Genomic DNA, 19889 nt, shown 5'->3' with positions numbered 1-19889 from the left:
TTTTACTTGTTATGAAAAAATATAAATTTTTGTATCTTTCGGCGTCATTTAACCCAAATATCAAACGTAGCCTTTAAGAAAACCAGGTAACCCTGTAATAACCCCGTAAGGAGGTACAAAAACGGAATGCAAATGCGAACTCAAAATCAAACGATTAGATAACATCCATGAAGAAATTATCTGTTTCCAAACTATTGGTTTTGGCCATTATTACATTTTGTGGCTGTAAAAAGAATGATGACGGCGGTACAAAGCCGGAAACGCCTGCTTATCTGCCTCTTTCAACCGTTCTTACCAGCGAAGACGGCAATCAGCAGGAAGCTGTTCCTTATGACAGCCTTAGCTACAATCCAGACAATACGCCGGCGGAGCTGTTCCTGGAATACAACGGATACAGCCACACATGGCATGACCGCATACAGTTCTTCTATAATGACCACAAGCAATGCACTTCCGCGCGATGGTATGAATTCGACGATTTCTACGAGCTGGATTCCCTGGTATATGGCGCCAATAAGATAACCGTATTTGAGCTGAGAGCAGATGATCATGAATTAAGGGACAGTACAGTTATATCATTCAACAGTGATAACCAGGTAGCATTACTGGGGAGCAAGGACACGGTATATGAAGATAATAATGGTAAACAGCTCAGCTATACTGAATTTACCTATAGCGGCGGCAACCCGGTAAAAGTGCATAAGCACAAATATAATAACTACGCGGGAGATCCCGGTAATGTAACTATCGAGGAATACACCTTCACTTATGATAACCATCCCAATGCCTACCTGAGTTTGTTTTCCCAGAACCCATACCTCATGGCCATTATGCAGGAGAATGTTGGGGGAATCGTTTCCCTGGGGAAAAATAACCTGACAAGTTTTTCGAGAAAAGATGAGGAGGGTGATGAGGCCGGCCTTAATTATACCAATGCTTATGATGCGGAAGGCAAATTAGCCACACAAAAAGCAACGGAAGACCAGCATACTTATACGATCCAGCATAATTATATTAAAGCAAAATAGAGGAGCTTATGATCTTCCGTTATCTATCAACAAAGGAGTTTGTTTTAGACAATATCCAACTGCAGTTTGGCGCTTCCCGGGAGTCAGTGCGGGCGCAACTGGGCAGAACCTATGAAGAACAGAACCGGGTTATTCCCTTAGGCGGTACAGAGCCGCCCATTATTGTGCGGAACGATATTTATGATGACAGCGAATCAACCGGGGATTTTTTCTCTCTGAATTATGATAAGGATGATCTGTTGATGGAGCTGGAAATTCATCACTGTGATGGGATACAGATTTTTGAATTCTCATTTGATTTTAACGATGAGATGGAAACTATCGCTACAGGGTTATCAAAGTATGCGCCCATAACCAGAAATGAAGATGGGGAATGGTTTTTTAAGGATCTGCATATTTCCATGACGGATGAGATGCATATGGGGGGAGAAGAGAGCAGCACGATGGGTTATTTTTATTATGCGTTGAATGTGAGCCATCTTGAGGAGCGGGATTTGTGGTAGTTGCAGATCAGCGAGCGTTTTGCCGTTACAGATAATTCTATGAGACAGTATTTAAGAATAGTAATTATATTCATTTCGACAGGTTTCATCAGTCAGACTTCGCAGGCCTGTGTTTGTAGTGATATTTTGACAATAGACAGTTTGGCCCAGTTGGAAGAATACAGCTTCATAGCACATGTCAAAATAATTGATGATCAAATTTTGAAGGAGCCTACAAAAGATGACCACGAAACTATTGGACAATTGTCTTTTAAAGTCCTTGAACTTTTTAAAGGAGAAAAAATCGACAAAATCCTTGAATATGCGAAAAACTCTTCCTGCGACATTGGTGTTTCAAAGGGAGAAGAATGGCTACTATTTGGTACGATAAAAAATAATAAAGTTTCAATATTACCTTGTGATAGAAACAGGCGATACAAAGAACGGGACGGGCGAAGAGACTGGAAATACGGCAGCGGCTTGCAGGAATTGGACCAGCTAAGGAAACTGTATGGGCATCCAATCCGCAAATTTGTGAGTGAAGAGAGGAAAGAGTTTTACAAAAATGGTAAGATTGAAATAGAAGAGAGCTATGTTAATGGGAAGCTAAACGGAGCACGAAAGATCTGGTATCCTAACGGGATGCTATTTTGCCGGCAATCCTATGTAAATGATACCTTAGATGGAAAGGCAGCATGGTTTTATGAGACAGGACAAATTTATGAGGACGATTATTATGAAAGGGGTAAACCGCTGAATGCATCCAGGATATACTACGATTCAACAATAGAAAAGAGTTGGAAAAAATTGCTTATAGAGGACTTTTATAAAACCGAAGATTCCCTAAACTTTGTTTATAAAAGAGTGCAGGCTCAATATGAAACTATTTTTGACAGCTACGGGAGAGCCATCATTTCAAGAGAGTATACACGGCTAGGTAAAATTAGCAGAGAGGAAATAATAGACCCGGAGAAGAAATTCAGAACGGTAATTTATTATCATGATAATGGAGTGGTCTCTTCTATTATGTATTCTTTAAACGGAGTTGAGTTTGGGCATTATCAGACATATGAGATGGATGGTTCTCCAGGCAGGGGTTGGGACTATGATAAAGAAGGTAAAGCAATTTTAAACAAGTGAAGGAATATTTCCGGAAGGGGAGAGGTGATGCTGAGTGTTACCGTATACGCATAAATACTTATTTGTTGCACTGGATTTCCTGGTCGATGGAAATTTTTTAACTCTTTCAACAAACTTTTCGCTAATTTAAATACTGGTAGACATAAGAGACCGGATACTAAGCACTTCGGGTTTCTCCGTAGGATTCAATGCCCCATATATTTCATCAACTTACAAATTGCTACTATGAGTAAGCGATGTATTGTTGTTCTTCTACTGCTGCTCCCTCTTTGTTGTTTAGGACAAAATAATGTATTGGTCATAAAGAATGTTGCCATAATAGACGTAATAGATAATAAGGTAACCAAAGACAGGTTGGTTGTTATTGAAGGAAATAGAATTGTTTCTCTGGACGAAAAAGCCAGTATTCCAGCGCAAGCCACCATTTTAGAAGGGAGAGGAAAATACCTGATCCCGGGTCTTTGGGACATGCATACGCATAGTTTACGAAAAGGAAGACTTCAATATTTTTTCCCTCTTTTTATAGCCAATGGCGTTACGGGTATACGTGATATGGCGAGTGATATGGGTTTGGCAGAGATAGACCACATACGTGATGAGATTCAATCTTCCAAAATTCTGGGACCACGCCTGGGCGCAGTAACAGGAAGAATATTGGATGGCCCGCCTCAACCGGATACCCTGCTGTTTACCTATCCTGCCAATATTGACGCAGCAGAAGAGATAGTCCGGTCCTATAAACAGCAGAAAGCTGATTTCATCAAGGTGTACAATACACTTGGGAAGGGCATTTACCTGGCCATTGCCGGGGAGTCGAAAAAACTGAATATCCCCTTTGAAGGTCATGTGCCTTTTTCAAGTACTGCCGCTGAAGCTTCCAATTTAGGCCAACGGAGTATCGAACATTTATCAGATATCCTTATCTCCGTTTCATCAAAAGAAGTTGAGATCAGAAAGGAGCTTACAATTTCTGCTACGGCAATTCAGGGTACCATAAAGCGAATGCAGGCCAGTTTTAAAGCCACGGAAACATATGATGACGAGAAGGCAGCCGCTTTGTTTTCTATCTTTCTTCGTAACGAAACATGGCAATGCCCTACGTTAAGAAATTTGCAGATATTTTCTTCCGGTGCTAATTTAACCCGCCTCCTGAACGATAGCCGTTTGAAGTATTTTCCGGGCTCACTTAAAGAAACATGGAAAAAAGCCTTGCCAGCCAGGATCGTTGGTGACTCGCTACAGCGGGCCATGTTTTTTAAGCAATCCCTGAAACTTGTGGCAGATATGCAACGGGCAGGCGTGAAAATACTTGCAGGTACAGATCTTGCAAACCCTTTCCTGATGCCGGGGTTTAGTCTGCATGATGAGCTTGAACTGATGGTAGAAGCTGGCTTGTCGCCATTTGAGGCGCTACAAACTGCTACTATCAATCCGGCAAAATTTCTTCAGAAGGATAAGGATCTTGGTAGTGTTGAGAAAGGTAAAATTGCCGATTTGATATTGCTGGATGCAAATCCCCTGGAAAGTATCAGTAATACAAAAAAGATCTATTCAGTAATTGTAAATGGAAAATTTTTAAGCCGGACAGATGTGGATAACCTGCTTATGCAGGTAGAAGGGGATGTAAGCTTCGTGAAGTAAGTTGCCATGTTGATAATATGAATTTTCTGAGGTACCTTGACCGCAACAACCGCACATGTTACATGGTATCAGCGCCTAAACTATATATGTTGCTGCTGGGCTGTAAGCCCAATGGCCGTCATACGGAACAACACGATATTTTTTTTAGTATTGGTCTTTCGTTGAAAGATCTTGTACCCGCTATTCTGGAGTTCTGGCCAGAGGCCGCGCCTAAAATTCATATTGATGCCTGGCGGGAAGTCACTGCCGTTAACGGATATGTCATCCGGGTGGCCTCCCGGGAAGCTATGCCCGCAATTGCAGCTGCAGCGCAATCACCTGCGGTGGAACCGCGGCTTTTTTTTATTAATCTTGGCGGCTATAAGGAAAATGAGTTTGAAGAGTTTCACTATAAGATCATTACGGTAGCCAGCGATAAACAAATGGCCATAACGCAGGGAAAACGAACCGCTTTTTTCAAACATGCGCAATCTGCACATGTAGATGATAAATATGGTGTTGATGTAGATGATATTTATGATATAGCAGATATTTTGCCTGCCGGTATAAAAGATCAATACAGGTTAATAGTCACCCCGCAGCCAGGTATTGCAGAAGATCCGATGCATATGGGGTATTTTAGACTGGATGCCTTGTGATGGGCTCCTAGTCGCCGAAAATATAATGTATTGGCTGTATAAGATAAAGCTGCATATATCAGCTTTACCGTTCTGCCAATAAATTTGGCTAGCAACTTTGGAAACCAGATCTTTGAAGGATCACCTGAATAAAGAGTACACCCATCTACTAATCGCTATACTATGAGTTCGCCGAATGCCGGGTATGCAGAGAAATTTTTAAACGAGCTGGATCTGATCACTTCCGTTGCCGGTAATACCGGGGACCGGTTTACACAAGTGCATACCACTTTCCGGAAACTAATTATACATATCACCAACAGGGAGAAGAGGGCGTTCGGTAACTTCTACGCGCGGTTCCGCTATATACTTATGGAATTGCCCTTCTCCGAGCAGGAAACACGGAATTTGAACGCATTCCGCCGGTTGCCTGGTCTGGGCGTTAAAATTGCCCTGCATGATGAAATGGTTAGCCAGGGGGTAATGCTGGTAAAGCGGATCTTATACCGGTTGCAGCATCAGCCTGTTCCTGCCCAAGCCGGCTATATAGAAGATTATTTTTCCAGGATGATACCCCGTGCAACCCCGGCCCAGCAAAGGGATATCCATGTGCTTTGTACCGCTTGCTCAGCGGTGGAGGTGGAGGATGGGTTGAAGTATTTTACTTTAAGCGCCTATGATCTGGATGATATGGAAGGTGTGCTGGCCATCGAGATCCGGGAACATCAAAGCGGCAACGCCACTATAGACTTTACCTATATCAGGGACCTGATCGCGGCGGATTCGATCCTGTCATTAAAGAATATGTCCAACAAGGGGAAGAACCATTATACTACCCGATATGATTCGATCCTGGTATTGGAGCCTGATTTTCTGATGGATGTTACATCCATTGGCGAGTGTTTTAACCAGTTTGGGGCCAACGAGGATACATTTTTTCTTGGTAAGCTGGTGGAAAATCTGCCGGGAGCTGCCGCATTAAAGGGAACGATCGTTGGCGCCTGTCTGGACGAATTTATATGTAACAATGAAAAAGGCCTTGATGAAGTATTTGACGATGCGCAGCGGGATAATGCGCTGAAGGCTGCCTACCTGGGACGGCAGGAAATGCAGGAGATCAGAAGGTCCGTAAAAGCGGAGCATTCCGGAAATATCCGTATGCTGGTAAAAGAAGAGGCTGTTCACAAGGTATGGGTGGAGCCCACGTATTTTTCCGCGCAGTATGGCTTACAGGGGCGTCTGGATATGCTGGCGATCGATCAGGCAAAGGGCAGCCGGAATATTATCGAACTAAAGAGCGGAGGGCCCAGTGATCCTGAAATGTCCATTGCATGGGCGAACCATAAGATGCAGGTGGTGGGATACGACCTGTTACTGAAAAGCACATATGGCGAGGAGAGGAAAGGCACCAATGCTGTATTCTATTCCAAATGCACCATTTCCCCTTACCGGAATATTGTGACGGAGCATCGCGAGTGGCATGTCATGCTGCGTTTACGAAATAAGATCGTGTCAAAACTATACGCCTTTTCCAGGGATGACTATCGTTTTTTGGGAAAAATTAAAGAATACGGCGTATCCGGCCTGTCAAAGTTTAGCGAACATGAGCTGCAGCGGTTTCAGGCGTTATACGACCCAACGCGTATTGCAACGCAATATTACCAGGCATTGGCCGCTTTTACCGTGCGGGAAATGATCAACGCGAAAGTGGGACATCTGCTACGGGAGGAGGAGGATACGAACAACGGTTTTGCGGCTTTCTGGAAAGATAATGCGGACTATAAAAAGGAAACATTCCGGATCATTTCCCATCTCCGGATAGTGGGCAAAAAGGTTCCAAAGGGGCATATACTGCTGCAGATGAGCGAGCCGATGACCCATGCCTTCAGAAAAGGAGACCTGGTGATCCTTTACCCCGAAACGGAAAATTGCCTGGCGCAGCATATCCTCAAAGGCTCTATTGAAGCGCTGAACCAGGACCATATTACTATATCCATTCACAACAAGCAGACCTACTACGCGTATTTTGACGAGTTTGAATACTGGGGGGTGGAACCTGATCTGTACGAGCGGAATTTCTGGAGTGTGATATCCAGCCTGTTTAATGTACTGGCGGCCAGTGAGCGAAAAAAGAGATTGATCCTGGGGCACGATGCGCCCGTTTTTACAGACAGATCATATGCGCTGCCTGCTACGCTTTCTGCAGATCAGTATATGGCGTTGAAGGATGCGCTTTCTGCAGACGATTATTATCTGCTGCAAGGGCCCCCGGGCACCGGCAAAACCAGTACATTCCTGGTGAATTACCTGCGCTATACCCTGCAGGAGGGAAAGGGGCCTGTATTTGTGCTTGCGTTTACAAACGCCGCTGTGGAAGGGATCTGCCAGCAATTAAAACATCCCAGGGATGGAAAACCCATCCGGTATCTGCGTGTTGGCAGCAAATATGTGGAAGACGATCAGTTGTTTGCCATGCAGATAGCAGATGAAAAAGATCCGGATGTGTGGCGGCAGATTGCCCAGTCGCATACGGTGATCGTGACCACTGTTGCCAGTTTTCAGAATAATCTGCTGCTTTTGCAGCGGCTGTATCCATTTAAACAGGTGGTGGTGGATGAGGCATCCCAGCTGACGGAAGCACAATTGGCCGGCGTATTATCGGTATTTGACAAGTTTGTGCTGATAGGAGATCATAAACAATTGCCCTCCGTAGTAACACAAGATGACCGGTTATGCATCACCGCGGAAGAGGGGTACCTCTGGAAATTGGGGATCCGGGATTTCAGGGTATCATTGTTCGAACGTTTGTTCCGTAATGCATATGATAAAAAGTGGACCACCGCCTACGGACAGCTTACGAACCATTACAGGATGCATCAGCAGATAGCGGAACTGATAAGCCGGCACTACCTGAAACCGCTGCTACCGGGGAAAGAGGAGCAGCAAGATATCTCCGCTCCCTACCAGTTAAACCCGGATAACCCGTTTTATCCGGTAAGCAAAAGCCGGACTGTATTTATCGAAACTAAAAATGGCAGCGGGCTGAAAAGAAACCCAGCGGAAGCCCGGATAGTGTCCCAGCTGGTGAGCATGCTACACGGGCAGGCAGGATTGCAGCTAAAGGATATTGGTATCATTACTCCTTTCAGGGCGCAGATAGCTGAAATAAAATCTTTATTACCGGCGCACTGGCTGGAAGAAGAAGAGCTGATGATAGATACGGTGGAACGTTTTCAGGGAAACGAAAAAAGGGTGATCATCTTTTCTACTACGGTATCCAGCCCGAAACAAGCTGGCAGCATTCAAAGCATTGCCCATGATGATAGCGGCATGACGGACCGGAAGCTGCTGGTAGGTTTATCGCGCGCGATCACACAGGTGATTGTACTCGGGTCGGCGGAAGCGGTGGGGTGGACGGCCGCCTACCGCGAGTTGATATCGGACGTGAAAAGAAACGGGGGGTATGTCACCATGAGCTCATTCACCTGAGGGCATTATTAGCTTACCCCCAGTTCAACATTCAACTGCCAACCAGGCATCATTGTACTCAGGAAATTCATCACTTCCGTCTTCAGCGATTCGCTGTCTATCCTTCCAGAAACTACCAATACCTTCTGCGCATTGGCAGCAACGCCCAGGTCAGCTATCTTAAAGCGCTCATTTAGCCGCTCACTCACGTTTTGAGCTATTTCAAATGCTTCACGGGATAATCTGATTTTTTCCTGCAACTCCTTATTGGCATCTGTCTGCATATTTATATTGGTTTAATGATCAGTATGCGCCTGGTAAAATCAACAACAGTCTTTAAGTACACGGTCATGTACAATTACAAACGTCATCCATAACACAACCAGGATGGACAGTAAGTTAATAATTATGAGTGTGGTATAATAACTTCTTCGGTCAGCAATTTTAGTTTTTTCTTCAGAATTTAACTTAGGTGAAAAACCTCCAACGAAATATCGGTGACCTTTGACGTAGCAAAAAACATTAAAGCATCGTGTTATGAACGCATTAAATCAATCTCAAACGGTTATTTCAGCGGAGACTGTTGAAACTGCCAGGTCCCTGCGCAAACTCTATTTTTTACGCGCTTCGTTTTCCATTATCTGGGTGATACTTGTTGCTGTTTTGGCTAAGGGCAATAGCGGTATTGCAGCGGTTCTTTTTATTATTTATCCTGCCTGGGATGCAATTGCCATCTTCCTGGATATTAAGGCTAATCCGCCGGCCGCGTCAAAAACGCCACAGTATATAAATGCAGGCGTCAGTATTATTACCGCAATTGCGGTGTTTGCGGCGCTGCAAAAGGGCATACCAGAAGCCATCATTGTGTTTGGCGTTTGGGCAATCCTTGCCGGCCTGATGCAGCTGATACTGGGCTTACGCCGGCGTAAGCAAATGGGCGGGCAATGGCCTATGATCATCAGTGGGGGACAGTCTGTTTTGGCGGGCGGTGCCTTCATAAATATGGCACACGCCCCCAACTCGGGAATTTCTACTTTGGCCGGTTATGCCGCGTTTGGCGCATTCTATTTCATCCTGACCGCGATCCGGTTAGCCAAAACAATTAAGGCGGCGCCGGATGCTGCTTAAGCAACCGCGGCCATATTATACACCGCGTCCCAGCCTTTTCCGGATACGGCTCAAAGAGGGATTGGTAATGCCAAGATAGGAGGAGATATGGTAGGCTGGTATGCGGTTCACAATGTCTGGATGTTCATTCAGCAGGCTGATATATCGTTTTTCATGGCTGACGAAAAGTAATTCTTCTGTCCGGGATTGTGAATAGGTGAAAAACAACTCTGCGAGCAGCCGTCCGAACCTGGCCCAGTTGGGATGCGTTTCGTACAAACTGGTGAGATCGCGGTAGGATATATAAATGAGCTCGGCATCCTCCATGGCTTGAATAAAATAGTGACAAGCCTGGCGGGTGATAAAACTACGGAAGGAAACAATGAATTGGTTTTCTGAAAAGAAGTACATGTTTTTCTCTTCGGTGGTATCAGGATCACTATAATAGATACGGAAAATTCCCTTAACGACCAATCCAAGATCGTTGCATACCATGTGCTGCATATTAAAAAAGTCGCCTTTTTTTATTTTGCGGGGTTTCCAAAGGCTACTGGCCGCATCGAGATCCTTGTCCGTCAATGGGGCAAAATTTTTCAGGTGCGCATTGAGCATCTCATAGTGTTCACTCATGGTGTTATCTCTTTTTACTTTGAGGGCGCTGCGGCCCGTTTCACAATATACAATAATATGCCTGAATGGCTACAGCTCAGGCACATACAAGTCATACGAAGCAAGTTCGGTACGAAAAAATCCCCGGGTTTTAACTTAAGTTAAAAAATGAAAATGTTAAAGGTGTAACTGTCCGCTTGTTTTAAAGATAACCGGCAAAGCTGTTGGTTTTGCGTCTAAAATAAAGATTTCTTAAGTTTTTTGACTAACGGAAACCGGAGCTTTGTTGTGTTGGAAGTGAACAATGAAATAACAATTACATCCTAAGAATTATCACATGAAACAAGTTTTAACATTAAAACGGACCCTGGTATTATTAGCGTCCGTGTGGAGCTTTAACGCAGCCATTGCCCAGGAAAACAACAATGTAGCAGATTATGCAACAGATCCCCGCTTGTCCAGTTCTTCAAAGACATTTTTACATGGCCTCAATACAGCCGGTATTCCGCCGTTGGAATCATTATCGCCGGTTGATGCAAGGGCTATATTATCCAAAGCCCAGGCTTCTGTTAAGGTAGATCTTTCTGGTATTACTGAGTCTGAACAGATCATTGAACAAGACGGCATCAAAGTTAAATTAAATATAGTTAAGCCAGCCGGCGCAAAAGGCATACTACCGATTTTCATATTTATACACGGCGGTGGCTGGGTATTAGGCGATTATCCAACGCATAAGAGGATGGTCAGGGACCTGGTTGTCTTATCTGGTTATGCGGCTGTTTTTGTGAACTACACACCTACACCTGATAAGGTATTTCCGACCCAGATCAATGAAATTTACGCCGGTACTAAATGGGTAGCTGAAAATGGCGCGAAAATTGGCGTAGATGGCAAAAACATGGCTGTTGTTGGTAACAGTGTTGGCGGTAATATGACAGCGGTTACCTGTTTGATGGCGAAGGAGAAAAATGGTCCTAAGATCAAGCTGCAGGTAATGCTCTGGCCAATTGTTGACGCTGATTTTGAGACTGAATCTTACAAACAGTTTGGAAAGGACAGGTTCCTGACAACGACTACCATGAAATGGATGTATGATATGTACATTGCCGATCCTGAAAAACGGAAGGATATCCATGCATCACCGCTCCAGGCAACTGTAGAGCAGCTGAAAGGCCTTCCGCCGGCATTGATCCTTGTTGCGGAGAATGATATACTGCGTGATGAAGGGGAAGCTTTTGGACGTAAACTTGATCTGGCCGGGGTGCCGGTAACGACTGTCCGTTATAATGGAATGATCCATGACTGGGGTTTGCTGAATGGGCTTGCAGAGGCGCCGGAAACCAGGGAATTGTTCCTCCAGGTAGCGGCTGAGCTTAAGAAGCATTTACACTAAATAAGGGGCTTAATATAAGCGAAGATTGGAAGGTACAAGTCCTGGTCCCTATGGATCAGGACTTTGCCGTTTGATGGGAGATTGGGCAGTTTGGCGTAATTGGCCACTAAGAATGTCGTAATTACACCCGGATAGCGTCATCTTTGTTGACGAGATTTGTATTGTAACAAACAAAAAATAACAATTATGGCGCTTATCAATCCTTACATTCACTTTAATGGTAATGCCGAAGAAGCATTTACATTTTACAGGTCAGTATTTGGCGGAGAGTTTGCAAAGGTTATGCGTTACAAAGACCTATCGAGCCCTGAATATCCGATACCTGAAAATGACGACAACAGGCTTATGCATATCTCGCTGCCAATCAGCGGAAGTAATATGTTAATGGGTAGTGATGTTTTGGAAGTGATGGGACAGGTGACGGAGAACGACAATAGGAATACTATATCTATTAGCGCGGAAAGCAGGGAAGAGGCAGATAAGTTGTTTAACGGGCTGTCGGAAGGAGGGAGTGTTGAAATGCCGATCTCTGACGGTCCTTTGGGTATATATTTTGGCATGTTTGCGGATAAGTATGGGGTTCAGTGGATGGTGGCGTATGACCAGAAAGTGGCCGGCCTTAGTTAATGTTCTAACGTAGTTATTGAACCGCCAAACAGTTATTTATGTTTCATGTTTTACAAGGTATATTTTTATAGGTATAATCAAAAACTCTCTTCTACCTCAAAACTGATCCGTTCTTTTTTCTGCGGGTGCATAAACTCCAGGTACGCCGCATGCAGGTACATTCTTTCAGACGCTGTTCCATAAAGATCATCTCCCACAATGGGGGCATTAAGCCCCAGCTCGTGCGCTGAATGCATGCGCAATTGGTGTGTTCTGCCGGTAAGCGGCCAAAAAGCAACTTTGGTCACAGATCCGTATCGTTTGATCACTTTCCACCTGGTAACGCTTTTTTTCCCGGATTTAAAGCAGACCAGTTGTCTTGGCCGGTTTAACAGATCTGCGGACAGGGGAAGATCGATCTCTCCTTCTGACTGGTCAATCACTTTGGAGAGCAAGGCTGTATAGCGTTTACTTACCGTGCGTTGCAGGAACTGTCTTTGGATATGCTTGTGCGTTTCCACGGTTTTGGCGACCACTAAAAGGCCGGAAGTATCCATGTCCAGCCGGTGGATCATCAGCGGTTCGGTATCTTCCAATACATATTTTAATCTTGTGTAAACGGAATCCGCTATGTTAACGCCGGGAACGGAACGTAATCCGGTTGGTTTATTGACCACCAGGAGGTTTTCATCTTCGAAAACTATGTCAAGGCTCCGGTTCTGCTCCGGGTTATGTAAAAGCGGGTTTTCGTCAATGGGCATTCCTTCCAGCATATGTGCCAGAATAGGCTTGCACTTACCGGTACAGGAGGGATAAAAATGTTTATGTTTCCGGATCTCTGACTTGGGAGAAGCGCCCCACCAGAATTCTGCCATAGCAATTGGCTTGTAGCCATTTGCAAATGCAAATTGCAGTAATTTGGGTATAGCGCATTCGCCGGCGCCGGCGGGTGGTTTGCCTAAAACTGTTGCGCTGAAGATCTCCTGTAAACTTTTGCTTTTACCGTCTTTGTTCAAAAAGGTATATTGATCAAAAAGCTGCTGTTGCAAAGCTGCTGATCGTTCTTTGCGTTCATTCTTTAATGCCTCGATAGTAGCTTCGTAGCCGGCCAGTTTTGTTCGTATATCCGTCAGCAGGGTGTCCCATTTGTTTGTAATGTCCCTCAGTTGGCGTTTATCATACAGGCTTTGGTTAACGAGGTCTGCTTCTGCAACTTCGTATGCCTGCTGATCCAGGCTGGTCCTTAACTTTTCACGGAGCGCTTTCCGGTTGTCTTTATTGCTTTTCAGTTGTTGTTTCCAGGCGGCAATTTCCTGTTGGGATCCGGCTGATAGCTGTTCAAGATCCAGGCACAGGCGCTTGTAATTTTCGTCTGCGTATATTGCTTCTAATTGGGTGTTAATGGAGCTGATGATCTCCTGTTCTTTCAGGAAAAAGCTGTTTTCAACGAGCATATCAAAGACGGGGGGAACAAATTCCGGGTGGTCATTTGTGCCGGCCAGTTTACCGGAGAATCCTGATAAATAACCGAGTTTTCCCTGGGGATCCTGTACCACCATGATACCGAACATTTTGCCGATGGCGTTTTCGTCCTGGTCAATGTCCAGCCCAAAATTATGATTGAGGTCTGTTTGCGTTTCCAGATAGTGCTGCAGCTCATCGGCCGCTATTTTCGCTAATGGATGTGGCTCGTAATAAAACGGAAAGGTGAATCTTTCCGGTAATGCTATCCTATCTATCGACTTGTCCAGGAAATAAGAGATCCTGCTGTGTTTACAATCTTCCACTTACGTTCTGCAGTATTTAATGCGCAAAATTATTGTTTCTCCTTTGAACTATAGCGTTATGCGTGATTAATCTGGATGAAATTGATTTTCAATAGCTTAGTACTGTGCTCCGCCTTTTAAACAAAGTAAATTGCGACTTTTAAACAAAACAGCCAGCCCTTTTTACACCGAATTTTGTGTCATCAAAAAGAAAAAAGATGACCATGAATTCAAATGCTGAAAAATTAGTATTGGTAACGGGCGGATCGGGCTTTATAGCCGTGCATTGCATCCTTCAGTTATTGCAGGCAGGCTACCGGGTGAGGGCAACCCTTCGTTCCCTGAGCCGTGAAGCGGAAGTGAGGGCCATGCTACGGGAAGGCGGAGTGGAAGCCGGAGAGCGTTTAAGTTTTATAGCGGCAGACCTGTCCGCCGATGCGAATTGGAAAGAGGCAGCCCATGGCTGCACCTACGTACTGCATGTAGCTTCGCCCACGCCTAACCAGGATTACAAACACGAAGACGAAATGATCATTCCCGCCCGGGAGGGTGCGCTGCGCGTTTTGCGGGCGTCCAGGGATGCCGGGGTTAAGCGTGTTGTACTGACGTCTGCTATCGGTGCTATTGTCTGCGGTCATCCATCGCAAAAGACGCCCTATGACGAGAAAACCTGGACCAATGTTGCCAGTGATAGAACGCCGGCTTACCAAAAATCGAAAACGCTGGCAGAAAAGGCAGCCTGGGATTTTATAGACAGCGAAGGCGGCGGGTTAGAACTCTCCGTTGTTAACCCTTCGGGAGTCCTGGGGCCGGTATTAGGACCGGATTATTCACATTCCATACACCTGGTCAAAAACCTGTTAACCGGCAAAATGCCCGGTTGTCCGAAAATTAATGCTGGTTTTGTAGATGTCCGTGATGTAGCTGACCTGCACCTGCGCGCTATGACGCATCCGGCAGCAAAAGGGGAGCGGTTTATTGCCACCGCAGGAGAAAGTATCTGGCTGGTTGGCGTAGCCCGCATCCTGAAAGAGCGTTTGGGCGAGGCTGCCGGTAAGGTAAATGTTAAGGAGGTACCTAATACGTTGATGCGGATCCTGGCATTGAAGAATCCTACGGCTAAACTGATGCTCCCTTTGCTGGGCATGGTGATGAATACGACCAGTGACAAGGCTATCCGTCTGTTGGGCTGGTCGCCCCGTTCTACTGAAGATGCGGTGCTGGCAACGGCTGAAAGCATGATCCGCCTGCACTTGTTAGATCAATAATCCTAACTTTACGCGATGGAAGTAGCCGAAGTATTTATCGCCTGCAAAAAGGAGGCGCACTATAGCCGGGAGCTGATCCTGCCGCAGCCGGCGTTGGTGCGTGTCATTTCCGGAGAGATGAGGATCGTGACAGCGGAGCGCAGCTACCGGTTTTTTGCGGGCGATACCGCGCTGCTTCCCCGTAATCAGCTGGGCAGGATGAGTAAATTGCCGCTGGATGGCACACCCTGTGTTGTCATTTCGCTGCTCTTCCGCAAAGAAAGATTGCAGCATTATTACACGTCCAACCAGCTTAACCCAACCGGGCAGTATAATTATCAACTTAAAACATTCCAGGAGCATCCCTTATTGAAAAGCCTGTTCAACTCCTTATTGCCTTATTTTGAGCTGGCGGATGCCTTGCCGGCGGATATAGCCGCTTTTAAGGTGGAAGAAGCGATCCGCGTACTCCGCGCTATTGATCCTAAGGTAGATGAGCTGCTGGGGGATTTTGAAGAACCAGACAAGCTGGACCTGGTAGGTTTTATGGAGCAAAACTACATGTTCAATCTTTCGTTGGAAAGATTTGGTTACCTGACTGGGAGGAGCCTGACCACTTTTAAGAAGGACTTTAAGCGTGCATTTAAAACCTCGCCGGGCAGATGGTTAACGCAGAAACGGCTGGAGCTGGCCCATTACCAGATCTTCGGGCAAAAGAAAAGACCGTCGGATATTTACCTGGACGCCGGCTTTGAGAATCTTTCCCATTTTTCCTTTGCCTTCAAAAAACATTTTGGGTATAGCCCCAGCGATCTGGCGCCGTCCTGAATGCAGCTTGCCTGCTTTTTAGAACCCAGGCAGCAGCAAAGGATAATGTTTAGCGGCATAGGCACAGGGCAGCCCGATGGCAATGATCAGGATAACAATGTTGATGAGCGCGAACGATGCTGAGAAGGGCCTTGGGGCAGCTTTTGAAAGTGGAAGGACCACCAGGTTCATGATCACCCAGACAAAGAGCCCATATATGATAGCATTTGTAAGTAATGCTGTGCATGCTAACACCCGTGAAAAGAGGGTTAAATACAATACGGTCCAGCACAATGCGATGAGGTAATGGAAACAAACTCCCAACAACACCATTTGGGCGCCGCCACTGAATGCGCTGGGCCCCAATGCGGCGCTGGTAATATATCTGAAAAGTAAAGAAGGGTTTTGCTTACTCCGGGAAATAAAGAGCAGCACCGCTGCGACAAGATCCAGGCTGCCTGCGATCAGCCCTGTAATAATAACAACCATTTTTTTTGAAGTCAAAAGTACTGCCCGCCGGCTATTCCCGTTTTGTAAAAAAGCGACAATTCCGAAGGGAGGATACCCGCATATTTTTTAAACTCATTGGTGAGATGTGCGTGGTCATAGTAGCCAAGCTCGTATGCAATGCGTAAAAGGCTTTCCGGTGATCCGTTCTTGTCTGTGGCACTCCGCAAACGCCTCAATACTTCCTGGAAGCGGACGATCCGCAGGAATTCCTTGGGAGAGATACCTACATTTTTTTTGAAAATGCGCTCCAGCGTTCTGTTGCTTACGTGCATTTCCTCCGCCAGCGTTTCTACGGACGCCTGGCCTCCTGAATCATACATCCGTTTGCGTAGTAATGCGAAATTATATTTATCTGTATGCTGTAACACCCCCAGCGCTGCCTGGCCATTCAGCCACTGATCCAGGTGTATGTCCAGGTCTTCTACGCGTTGCATCAACATGCGTAATTCTTCCTGGTGGAACTCAATGACCGAATCGACCGCCGGCTGCATGGTTTGGGAGAAAAGGGCATAAAATCCGCCCGGCCAGAAGCGGATGCCGGTCAGCAGGCAATCTGCATCGCTTTTAACAACACCATAAGCGGTCATTGTTCCGCCCAGGTATAATTGTCCCGGATATAAAGGGATGGCTTGCTGCGGGCGCGCCATGGGATAAAACCACGCGGTGTTTTTTCCTGCGTTGCAAATCAGATCGGCACAACCGTTTGCGTAGACCCGCCTGCCGGAAGGCCCGGGATCCGGCGCTGTTTTTCGTACCCAATAGGCGGCGATATGCTCGCGCCAATGAGGGGCCGGTAAAAATTCGGTGACGCTCATGGCGGGAAATTACGGATTATTTGAAATTGGCTGTGATGGTAGTGAACTTATCAAGAACTGGCCCAAAGGACAGTCTTTTATGTATTTAATATTGGGGCCTGATGATATTTGCGTATATTCCAGGGAAAGTATATTTTGAGTACCTATTGTCACCACTTGTTGTTGCCTGTAAAGAACTAAGTACTGTGATTGCATCAAATCCTCCTATCTTAATTATGAAAACAAAACGATTACCTTATTCCCTTACCCGGAAATTTTATTATCTGCCATTAATGCTGCTGGGCGCCATAAGTTTTGGCACTGCCTGTAAGAAATCGAAACCATCTAACCCCTGCGAGGGCGTTTTTAGTGAAGGGATGCCTACCCAGGCAGGGCTTGTATTGATAGATGGACAAACAGGGGATACTATTCTTTTAACAAAGGATATTGATACTTCTACTATAACAATCACCCCGGAGCCTGCAGATGTTCCTTCAGAACGGGGCATAATTGTGAAACAGCCGGGAGCTCCCTGGCATGGTTCACTGATGTTCCATATCACCGATACAAAAAAGGGAGCATTTAAATATAAGATAGACATTCCCAATGTAGGGAGCGTTACCCTGTCTTATACTAATAAGGAGGTAGCGTCTGGCAATGCATGTAACCCCTATTATATAAATGTAACCGATCCGGTAATTGAGGATCATCCGTTTACTGTTTCACGAACAGGTTCCCGGTTGATCTTTAAAATAACGTTGTAGGTTTGCCACCGAATGCAAAGGGTACCGGCACTATTTACTGCCGGTACCCTTTGTTTCATAATAGATCAAACAGTAACGTATAATGGCGGCCCCCGGCCATTCCGTCACCGGTATTGTTTTTTAACTTGTTGCTTTGCAGCCTCCGCCGTCGAAGTTCAGGATAGCTGGATTATCTGTTCCATTAAGCCTTTCAAGCACATACTCGTACACCGGTAACTGATGCGCGCAAGGGGCGCCTGGTTTTACCTGGGGATACGGTGTGGAATCGATCTTATATCCGCCGGCTACCTGGGTGTAGATATTAACCCCGTTTTCGAAATACTCGGGAACTTTTGGAACAACATCCGGTACATTATAGATCCGGGTGTTGTCAGCCACCTGGTTGTTATAAGTATTGGCAAATGTGGCGTCGCCTGTCATTGGAGAGGCGTAAGTACATACGGTCAAATCAAGTCCTTTGCCCAGGCCGGAGGAAGCCGCGGCGGCATAATAGGTGGCCAGTGTGGCTCCAAGGCTATGACCGGCAACTGTTGTCCGCACATTGCGGGCATCCGGCATCATGAGCGCCGGATCTGCTGCCACAATCTTTAACAGAAGCGGTACAATCTGCTTGGAGGCATCCGGTGGTGATACAATGAGGGCGGATTCGTAAAGATCATAGAAGCCGGATGGCACCATCGCGTTGTTGTTAAACTCCTTAAAGGTGGTTGGGATCAGAAATGCATCTGCAATGACCTCAAGGATGTTTTGTGTACCGCGGATAGCCATCACGTAATCCAAAGTACTTTTGTGCTGGGCGATGAAGCCATAATAGACCAGATCCGGAAGGCCGCCCTGGGCAATGATGTCATTCATCTGGATATTGTACAGCACGTTGTAATTTGTCATAAAGTCTTTGTCTACCAGTGCCTGGAAGTCCGGATTGTTGCAGATGTTCTGATACGCCTGCAATGAGGGATTTAATTGTGAAGGCTTATCCTTCTGCTTTAATGCCTGTTTGAACATGATTTCTGCCAGGTTAACTATTTTAGCCGTCTGAATGGCCTCTGACAGAGAAATTGATAAAGAGGTTACTTGGGATTCCATAAGGAAATGGTTTGAGGGTGAAAAAATGAACTGATGCTTTGGGGGCCTTAACGATTTGCAAAACAATTAATTAGGAGCGTAATTTAGGGTAATTTTTTCTTTTCGCAATACAACAATAGATCTTCTTGTTTTTTTCTTGCTTGTCTTATTCTTGTGGGGAATATTTTTTGGTAATAATGCTGCCAGCTATTGAATATTCTATTAAAAAATAATTTTTTGGCTACATTTAAATATGAATAAAGTGGAATCCCTAACTACGGAAACCTGCAAGAAGTTTGTGCGCCTAACCCGCATTTATCGTTTCACAGGCACATTGTGTAGAAAATTCTGATTAAAATAAAATCGTATGACTGTTGATGAAATTTATTTAAACATCGGCCAAGGTATGGCGGGTGCTATAGAAGAAAGTAGCTGGACAAAAGCCAGGTTGCTTATTAAGGTGGTAGGAACCGGCGTGGTAGGTTATACGGGAGATTACCAGATACGAGAGACTGGACATGATATGTCTGTCAGGAAAATTCCCCGGGATATCAGGCTTTGGATCCGGGAGTTGCATGAAATAACTACTGAAGGCGGTAGTAATAAATGGAACAGGGCTGTTTTTACGTTATTGCCCGATGGAAAGTTTGATATGGAATTTATCTGGGACCAGGAACTCCAGGATGAAATAGAGAAACATGCAAGGTCATAGCAGTCTCGAATATAGATGGTAACAGCCGTTTCTGGAGCGCCCCATTATCTCATATACCACCCAGCCCAAAAAAAAGTTTGCTGATTCAAATTAATCTCTATCTTTGCTTAAACGTATAAGCAACCCGTAAAAG

General features: G+C 45.4%; 19 protein-coding genes. 13 read left to right on the top strand and 6 right to left on the bottom strand.

What is annotated here, in order from left to right; all coding sequences use genetic code 11:
- Positions 1-167 precede the first annotated feature (167 nt).
- From F0L74_RS09590 to F0L74_RS34455, 6 genes are all read left to right on the top strand, one after another.
- Positions 168-1028 carry a hypothetical protein gene (locus tag F0L74_RS09590; RefSeq protein ID WP_149837642.1) on the top strand — a complete coding sequence of 287 codons (861 nt, stop codon included), beginning with the start codon at positions 168-170 and terminating at the stop codon, positions 1026-1028.
- Between the two features lie 8 nt (positions 1029-1036).
- Positions 1037-1531 (top strand): hypothetical protein, encoded by a 495-nt coding sequence (locus F0L74_RS09585; protein WP_149837641.1) that lies wholly within the window; start codon positions 1037-1039, stop codon positions 1529-1531.
- Between the two features lie 39 nt (positions 1532-1570).
- Positions 1571-2650, top strand: coding sequence for a hypothetical protein (locus F0L74_RS09580; protein WP_149837640.1), 1080 nt, complete (start codon positions 1571-1573; stop codon positions 2648-2650).
- Between the two features lie 225 nt (positions 2651-2875).
- Positions 2876-4291, top strand: a complete 1416-nt coding sequence (locus tag F0L74_RS09575) for an amidohydrolase family protein (protein WP_149837639.1) — start codon at positions 2876-2878, stop codon at positions 4289-4291.
- A gap of 62 nt (positions 4292-4353) precedes the next feature.
- The gene (locus tag F0L74_RS09570; protein ID WP_149837638.1) at positions 4354-4929 is read left to right on the top strand and encodes a DUF1543 domain-containing protein; all 576 of its coding nucleotides are present in this window, start codon (positions 4354-4356) and stop codon (positions 4927-4929) included.
- A gap of 162 nt (positions 4930-5091) precedes the next feature.
- Positions 5092-8397 (top strand): ATP-dependent helicase, encoded by a 3306-nt coding sequence (locus F0L74_RS34455; protein ID WP_149837637.1) that lies wholly within the window; start codon positions 5092-5094, stop codon positions 8395-8397.
- A gap of 8 nt (positions 8398-8405) precedes the next feature.
- On the opposite strand, the gene F0L74_RS09560 is transcribed toward F0L74_RS34455, so the two are convergent.
- Positions 8406-8660, bottom strand: a complete 255-nt coding sequence (locus F0L74_RS09560) for a hypothetical protein (RefSeq protein ID WP_149837636.1) — start codon at positions 8658-8660, stop codon at positions 8406-8408.
- Positions 8661-8913: 253 nt separating this feature from the next.
- On the opposite strand from F0L74_RS09560, the gene F0L74_RS09555 reads away from it, so the two are divergent.
- A complete protein-coding gene (locus tag F0L74_RS09555) occupies positions 8914-9504 on the top strand; it encodes a DUF308 domain-containing protein (RefSeq protein WP_149837635.1) in 591 nt (196 codons plus the stop codon).
- A 15-nt stretch (positions 9505-9519) separates the two neighbouring features.
- Here the strand turns inward: F0L74_RS09555 and F0L74_RS09550 are convergent, their stop codons facing one another.
- Positions 9520-10113 (bottom strand): Crp/Fnr family transcriptional regulator, encoded by a 594-nt coding sequence (locus F0L74_RS09550; protein WP_149837634.1) that lies wholly within the window; start codon positions 10111-10113, stop codon positions 9520-9522.
- A 316-nt stretch (positions 10114-10429) separates the two neighbouring features.
- On the opposite strand from F0L74_RS09550, the gene F0L74_RS09545 reads away from it, so the two are divergent.
- Together F0L74_RS09545 and F0L74_RS09540 are read left to right on the top strand one after the other, a co-directional pair.
- Entirely contained in the window at positions 10430-11485 is a 1056-nt protein-coding gene (locus F0L74_RS09545) for an alpha/beta hydrolase (RefSeq protein WP_149837633.1), read from the top strand.
- Between the two features lie 186 nt (positions 11486-11671).
- Positions 11672-12112 carry a VOC family protein gene (locus F0L74_RS09540; protein ID WP_149837632.1) on the top strand — a complete coding sequence of 147 codons (441 nt, stop codon included), beginning with the start codon at positions 11672-11674 and terminating at the stop codon, positions 12110-12112.
- Positions 12113-12189: 77 nt separating this feature from the next.
- Here the strand turns inward: F0L74_RS09540 and F0L74_RS09535 are convergent, their stop codons facing one another.
- On the bottom strand, positions 12190-13878 hold the full coding sequence (locus F0L74_RS09535; RefSeq protein ID WP_149837631.1) for an RluA family pseudouridine synthase: 1689 nt from the start codon (positions 13876-13878) through the stop codon (positions 12190-12192).
- 203 nt (positions 13879-14081) lie between these two features.
- On the opposite strand from F0L74_RS09535, the gene F0L74_RS09530 reads away from it, so the two are divergent.
- A complete protein-coding gene (locus F0L74_RS09530; RefSeq protein WP_213086936.1) occupies positions 14082-15125 on the top strand; it encodes an SDR family oxidoreductase in 1044 nt (347 codons plus the stop codon).
- Between the two features lie 15 nt (positions 15126-15140).
- A complete protein-coding gene (locus F0L74_RS09525) occupies positions 15141-15932 on the top strand; it encodes a helix-turn-helix domain-containing protein (RefSeq protein ID WP_149837629.1) in 792 nt (263 codons plus the stop codon).
- Positions 15933-15950: 18 nt separating this feature from the next.
- On the opposite strand, the gene F0L74_RS09520 is transcribed toward F0L74_RS09525, so the two are convergent.
- Complete coding sequence (locus F0L74_RS09520) at positions 15951-16400, bottom strand: hypothetical protein (RefSeq protein ID WP_149837628.1); 450 nt, start codon at positions 16398-16400, stop codon at positions 15951-15953.
- Between the two features lie 11 nt (positions 16401-16411).
- The gene (locus tag F0L74_RS09515) at positions 16412-17236 is read right to left on the bottom strand and encodes a helix-turn-helix domain-containing protein (protein WP_149837627.1); all 825 of its coding nucleotides are present in this window, start codon (positions 17234-17236) and stop codon (positions 16412-16414) included.
- Positions 17237-17337: 101 nt separating this feature from the next.
- On the opposite strand from F0L74_RS09515, the gene F0L74_RS09510 reads away from it, so the two are divergent.
- Positions 17338-17979: a hypothetical protein gene (locus F0L74_RS09510; RefSeq protein WP_188315939.1), complete on the top strand. Its 642-nt coding sequence runs from the start codon at positions 17338-17340 to the stop codon at positions 17977-17979.
- A gap of 120 nt (positions 17980-18099) precedes the next feature.
- Here the strand turns inward: F0L74_RS09510 and F0L74_RS09505 are convergent, their stop codons facing one another.
- Complete coding sequence (locus tag F0L74_RS09505; RefSeq protein ID WP_149837625.1) at positions 18100-19065, bottom strand: lipase family protein; 966 nt, start codon at positions 19063-19065, stop codon at positions 18100-18102.
- A 346-nt stretch (positions 19066-19411) separates the two neighbouring features.
- Here F0L74_RS09505 and F0L74_RS09500 point away from each other — a divergent pair, with 346 nt between their 5' ends.
- Positions 19412-19756: a hypothetical protein gene (locus F0L74_RS09500; RefSeq protein WP_149837624.1), complete on the top strand. Its 345-nt coding sequence runs from the start codon at positions 19412-19414 to the stop codon at positions 19754-19756.
- Positions 19757-19889 lie beyond the last annotated feature (133 nt).

This window comes from Chitinophaga agrisoli, from assembly GCF_008386695.1.
Classification (GTDB): domain Bacteria; phylum Bacteroidota; class Bacteroidia; order Chitinophagales; family Chitinophagaceae; genus Chitinophaga; species Chitinophaga agrisoli.
The sequence above is the reverse complement of the archived record's forward strand: the minus strand, read 5'-3'. Positions and strand labels throughout refer to the sequence as shown.

What these genes read in the sequence shown, in the direction of transcription:
- F0L74_RS09530 (WP_213086936.1), top strand. Translation starts at nt 14,082, where the DNA reads ATGAATTCAAATGCTGAAAAATTAGTATTGGTAACGGGCGGATCGGGC.
- F0L74_RS09550 (WP_149837634.1), bottom strand. Translation starts at nt 10,113, where the DNA reads ATGAGTGAACACTATGAGATGCTCAATGCGCACCTGAAAAATTTTGCC.
- F0L74_RS09525 (WP_149837629.1), top strand. Translation starts at nt 15,141, where the DNA reads ATGGAAGTAGCCGAAGTATTTATCGCCTGCAAAAAGGAGGCGCACTAT.
- F0L74_RS09570 (WP_149837638.1), top strand. Translation starts at nt 4,354, where the DNA reads ATGGTATCAGCGCCTAAACTATATATGTTGCTGCTGGGCTGTAAGCCC.
- F0L74_RS09560 (WP_149837636.1), bottom strand. Translation starts at nt 8,660, where the DNA reads ATGCAGACAGATGCCAATAAGGAGTTGCAGGAAAAAATCAGATTATCC.
- F0L74_RS09540 (WP_149837632.1), top strand. Translation starts at nt 11,672, where the DNA reads ATGGCGCTTATCAATCCTTACATTCACTTTAATGGTAATGCCGAAGAA.
- F0L74_RS09520 (WP_149837628.1), bottom strand. Translation starts at nt 16,400, where the DNA reads ATGGTTGTTATTATTACAGGGCTGATCGCAGGCAGCCTGGATCTTGTC.
- F0L74_RS09505 (WP_149837625.1), bottom strand. Translation starts at nt 19,065, where the DNA reads ATGGAATCCCAAGTAACCTCTTTATCAATTTCTCTGTCAGAGGCCATT.
- F0L74_RS09510 (WP_188315939.1), top strand. Translation starts at nt 17,338, where the DNA reads ATGATATTTGCGTATATTCCAGGGAAAGTATATTTTGAGTACCTATTG.
- F0L74_RS09500 (WP_149837624.1), top strand. Translation starts at nt 19,412, where the DNA reads ATGACTGTTGATGAAATTTATTTAAACATCGGCCAAGGTATGGCGGGT.
- F0L74_RS09515 (WP_149837627.1), bottom strand. Translation starts at nt 17,236, where the DNA reads ATGAGCGTCACCGAATTTTTACCGGCCCCTCATTGGCGCGAGCATATC.
- F0L74_RS09545 (WP_149837633.1), top strand. Translation starts at nt 10,430, where the DNA reads ATGAAACAAGTTTTAACATTAAAACGGACCCTGGTATTATTAGCGTCC.
- F0L74_RS09555 (WP_149837635.1), top strand. Translation starts at nt 8,914, where the DNA reads ATGAACGCATTAAATCAATCTCAAACGGTTATTTCAGCGGAGACTGTT.
- F0L74_RS09585 (WP_149837641.1), top strand. Translation starts at nt 1,037, where the DNA reads ATGATCTTCCGTTATCTATCAACAAAGGAGTTTGTTTTAGACAATATC.
- F0L74_RS09590 (WP_149837642.1), top strand. Translation starts at nt 168, where the DNA reads ATGAAGAAATTATCTGTTTCCAAACTATTGGTTTTGGCCATTATTACA.
- F0L74_RS09580 (WP_149837640.1), top strand. Translation starts at nt 1,571, where the DNA reads ATGAGACAGTATTTAAGAATAGTAATTATATTCATTTCGACAGGTTTC.
- F0L74_RS34455 (WP_149837637.1), top strand. Translation starts at nt 5,092, where the DNA reads ATGAGTTCGCCGAATGCCGGGTATGCAGAGAAATTTTTAAACGAGCTG.
- F0L74_RS09575 (WP_149837639.1), top strand. Translation starts at nt 2,876, where the DNA reads ATGAGTAAGCGATGTATTGTTGTTCTTCTACTGCTGCTCCCTCTTTGT.